At 61.9% G+C, this 4,159-nt stretch carries 5 protein-coding genes; all 5 read right to left on the reverse strand.

The genetic code is table 11. The features are described from left to right. Positions 1-154 precede the first annotated feature (154 nt). Positions 155-1,156 carry an Ldh family oxidoreductase gene (locus EOA86_RS24780; protein WP_128344080.1) on the reverse strand — a complete coding sequence of 334 codons (1,002 nt, stop codon included), beginning with the start codon at positions 1,154-1,156 and terminating at the stop codon, positions 155-157. 33 nt (positions 1,157-1,189) lie between these two features. Further along, positions 1,190-2,002 (reverse strand): ABC transporter permease, encoded by an 813-nt coding sequence (locus EOA86_RS24785; RefSeq protein WP_127209972.1) that lies wholly within the window; start codon positions 2,000-2,002, stop codon positions 1,190-1,192. Beyond that, entirely contained in the window at positions 2,002-2,715 is a 714-nt protein-coding gene (locus EOA86_RS24790; RefSeq protein WP_065006060.1) for an ABC transporter permease, read from the reverse strand. The genes EOA86_RS24785 and EOA86_RS24790 overlap by 1 nt, the downstream gene beginning before the upstream one ends. A 143-nt stretch (positions 2,716-2,858) precedes the next feature. Next, on the reverse strand, positions 2,859-3,653 hold the full coding sequence (locus EOA86_RS24795) for a transporter substrate-binding domain-containing protein (RefSeq protein ID WP_127209968.1): 795 nt from the start codon (positions 3,651-3,653) through the stop codon (positions 2,859-2,861). Positions 3,654-3,707: 54 nt separating this feature from the next. Next, on the reverse strand, positions 3,708-4,159 hold a 452-nt coding region (locus EOA86_RS24800), incomplete at its 5' end, for an ATP-binding cassette domain-containing protein (RefSeq protein ID WP_128344081.1).

Consider the following 4,159-nt stretch of genomic DNA (forward strand, 5'->3'; position numbering starts at 1 on the left):
CCTGAGACGGTATCAGGACGGCGTGAGACGCCCGCCCCAGCCCGGGACATTCGACCGGATGTCACCGCCCGGGCAAACCCCACCCCGGACAGGCATTGGTCGCGGCACCGCGCAAAAAGGTTCAGCGGCGGCGAAAAAATCGCAGACAAACTTTTTAGGAAGAATACCGGGCGGCGAATTCGGAGATGCGCTGCACCACGGCTTTCGGAGCCGTTATGCCCCGTGCTGCCGCCTTCTCGGCCGCTTCGGCCCGGGCACGGCCGGGCACATGCACGCCATAGCGGCGGCGCAACCGTTCGAGCTGGTCCTTCATGCGTTTCTCGAAATCCGGATCGAGCAGCTTAGGCTCGACGGCCAGCACGAAGAGGCCGGTTCCGGGACTGTCCGGTCCGCCGCTGAACCATGGCGCATCGAGCGACCAGTTGGCGCCCGACAGGCCAGCCGCCAGCACTTCGACCATCAGCGCGATGTTGGCGCCGCGCTGGCCGCCGAAGGCCAGCATCGCGCCTTTCATGGCGGCGGCGGGATCGGTGGTCGGGTTGCCGCTCGCGTCCAGTGCCCAGCCTTCTGGAATTTTTCTGCCGTCCTCGGCCGCCTTGCGAATGTTGACGAAGGCAGTGGCGCTCGACGACTGGTCAATGACCAGCGGCGCTCCGTCGGCGGCGGGCGCAGCGAAGGACATCGGGTTGGTGCAGTAGACCGGCTTGACTGAGCCCGAGCCGGCAAGCACGGCCGGTCCGTTCGTCGCGGCGAAGGACACCAGTCCCAGCGCGGCCAGCCGCCCGGTGAAATAACCGAGTGCGCCGCATGTATAGGCGTTCTTCTGCGAAAAGATGGCGACGCCGAACAGACGCGCCGCCTTGGCGAGATCGTCGATGGTGCGGTCGAAGCCGGTATGCGCCAGACCGCCTTTCGCGTCAGAGAGATAGACCGCCAAGGCCGGCCTGGTGACGACCGGCTCGGCCTTGCCGTCGATGCGGCCGGCCTCCAGCGCTTCGAGATAGTCGATGAAATGCGACAACCCGACCGTCGACAGCCCTTCCGCCTCGGCCGCTACGATGGAGGCTGCAAGCGACTGCGCCGCTTCTTCATTGGCGCCGGCGCCGAGCGCCGCCATCCGGCACAGCCCTGTCGCCTGGTCGAGACTGAGTTGCATTTCGTAAGTCCTGAATTCGTGAAACTGTCTCGATCAGCCGAGCCGGTTCGGAATCCGCGCCTCGAGCCGGCGGAAGCCGAAGACCAGGATACCGGTAATGGCCATATAGACCAACGCCAGAAGCAGCAAGGGTTCGTAGGTGACGAACAGATCCTGGCGCACCCTCGAGGCTACGGCATAGATGTCGACCATGGTTATGGTCGCCACCAGCGGTGTTGCCTTCAGCTGGAGAACGGTTTCGCCGGCCAGCGTCGGCAGCGCCCGGTGGATCGCCTGCGGAAGCCATACTCGCCTGAACATTTTCCAACGGCTCATGCCGAAAGCTCGGGCCGCCTCGAGTTGACCTTTCGGTACGCCTGCGAAGGCGCCACGCATTACTTCGCCTTCGTAGCCAGCATAGGAAATCGTCAGCGAAAGAACTGCATAGGGCCATGCCTGCCTGAGAATGGGCCAGAGGAACGACTCGCGTATCCACGGAAATTGTGGAAACAGCGAACCGAGTCCGAAGTAGAGCAGCCAGAGCTGGAGCAGCAGCGGCGTACCACGAATAACCGTGCAGAACACCTTGGCCGGAACGCTCAGAATCGGCGGGCCGATCACCTGCGCGAGGCCGAGGGGGATAGCGAGCGCGATGCCCAGAGCCGACGTCACCACCAGCAGCCATATGGTCCGCCATATGCCCTGCAAAGCCAGCGGCAGATAGGCGGGCAGCCAATCCCAGCGCATGAGGAAAATCGACGCCAATATGATAACCAGCGCGATCAGGATCAGCGCTATCCGATGTGGCCGCATCCAGAGCGAAGCTCGGGCGGCGGCGTTAATGACCGGGGTTTCGGCAGCCGCCATCAGTGAGTTCCCGCGATCGAAGGCATGCCGCGTCGCGCCCAGCGCTCAACACGCCCGATGACGACGTTGGAGACGAGGGTCAGAACGAGATAGAGCGCGCCCGCCGCCATGAAGAAGGTGAAATAAGCCTTCGTCGCGCCGGCTGCCGTCCGTGTGGTTTGCGTCAGTTCATTGACGCCGACGATCGCGAGAAGCGCGGTGTCCTTGGTGGCGATCAGCCACAGATTTGCCAGCCCTGGGATGGCGAAGGGGAGCATCGCAGGTAGCGTTATACGCCTGAGAAGCAGGCCGGGGGGCATTCCATACGCCCGCGCGGCTTCGATCTGGCCCTGCGGAATGCCGAGAATCGCGCCGCGCAAGACTTCGGTAGAGTAGGCGCCCTGCACGACCCCGAGCACGCCTATTCCGGCGACAACACCGTTGATATCGATTGCGGCATGGCCGAGCGCGGTGAGCAACTGGTTGATGAGGTCGGTACCAGCGAAATAAAGCAGCAGGATCAGCACCAGTTCGGGCACGGCGCGGACCACGGTGGTGTAGACTTCCAGCAGGTCACGGACCACCGGCCCGCCATAGAGCTTGCCATAAGCGCCGCCGACGCCGATCACGAGACCGACTCCAAAGGAGCCGAAAGCAATTCCGACGGAGTTTGCCAACCCATGCAGAAGGCTGAGACCCCTGCCGTTCGGCGGCTGGAAGGAAAGCAATTCCAGCGAACTGGCTCCGAAGATGGTGGCGAGAACGTCGCTCAGCTGATGTCCCCTGGACTTCCGGGTTGAGGCGCCAACGATGTATCAAGCCGGACGTGCCATCGCGACGATGGCGGCTAGGCATGCCCGGCTTGATGCCGCTGCCGTCAGTTGGACTGCGACTCTTCGCCGTAGATGTCGAAGTCGAAGTACTTCTTGGTGATTTCGGCATACTTGCCATTGGCGCGGATGGCCTTGATTGCGGCATTGAGCTTGTCCTTGAGCCCGGTATCGCCTTGACGTACGCCGGCGCCGACGCCAGGCCCGAGCACTTCAAGGTCCGGTGCGACATAACCTTTGAGGTCGCAGCACGCTTTGCCTTGATCCGACTTCAAAAATGCGTCGAGCGCGATCGAATCGGCCTGAGTGGCATCGATCCGGCCGGCGGCGAGATCCTGATTTGCCTCGTCCTGCGTCTGGTATTCTTTGATCTCGGCAGCATCGGTGAAGTGCTTCTTGGCGTAAGCAGCGTGCACCGTGGACGCCTGAACGCCGATAATCTTGGCTTTCAGCCCCTCAGGCGTCGCATCGAATTTCTGATCCTTGGCGCCGATCACAGCAGTCGGCGTATTGTAGTATTTCTCCGAAAAATCGATTTCCTTCTTGCGTTCGTCGGTAATGGACATCGAATTCATAATCGCGTCGATCTTCTTGGTTTTAAGCGCCGGGATAAGGCCGTCCCACGGGATTGGCGTCAATACGCAATCCAGCTTGGCTTCGCTACAGATGGCGTTGACGATGTCTACTTCCCAGCCAGCCCAGTTGCCGGAAGCATCCTGCGAGTAAAACGGCGGATAGGCTTCAGGCGAAAAACCCACCTTGATCTGTTCGGCGCTTGCCGAAAATGCGCCCGACAACGCGATCAGCGTGGCCGCGAGCGCCGTTTTGAGAAAAGGTTTCATTTTTTCATTTCTCCCGTTTTTTGGTTTTGACGTTCCCGTCTGCTTTCTCGCAAGTCATCCAACATTGCGCAGAAACTGCTTCAGCCTTTCGGATTTGGGCGCACCGAAGATCTGCTCCGGCGGCCCTTCTTCCTCGACCAACCCGTTGTAGAGGTAGACGACATGCGTCGCGACTTCGCGGGCGAACTTCATCTCGTGGGTCACCAGCACCATGGTGCGGCCCTCGCGCGCCAGATCGCCGATCACCTTCAACACCTCGCCGATCAGTTCCGGGTCGAGCGCCGAGGTCGGCTCGTCGAACAGCATGACGCGCGGATTGATGGCCAGCGCCCGGGCGATGGCCGCGCGCTGCTGCTGGCCGCCCGACAGATAGGCCGGATAGACATCGCGCTTTTCGGCCAGCCCGACGCGGGCGAGCAGCTTTTCGGCCTCGGCGATGGCCACTTCGCGCTTGACGCCGAGAACATGCACCGGAACCTCGATTACGTTCTCGATCAGCGTCATGT

The organism is Mesorhizobium sp. M5C.F.Ca.IN.020.32.2.1 (genome assembly GCF_004023105.1).
In the GTDB taxonomy this organism is placed as follows: domain Bacteria; phylum Pseudomonadota; class Alphaproteobacteria; order Rhizobiales; family Rhizobiaceae; genus Mesorhizobium; species Mesorhizobium wenxiniae.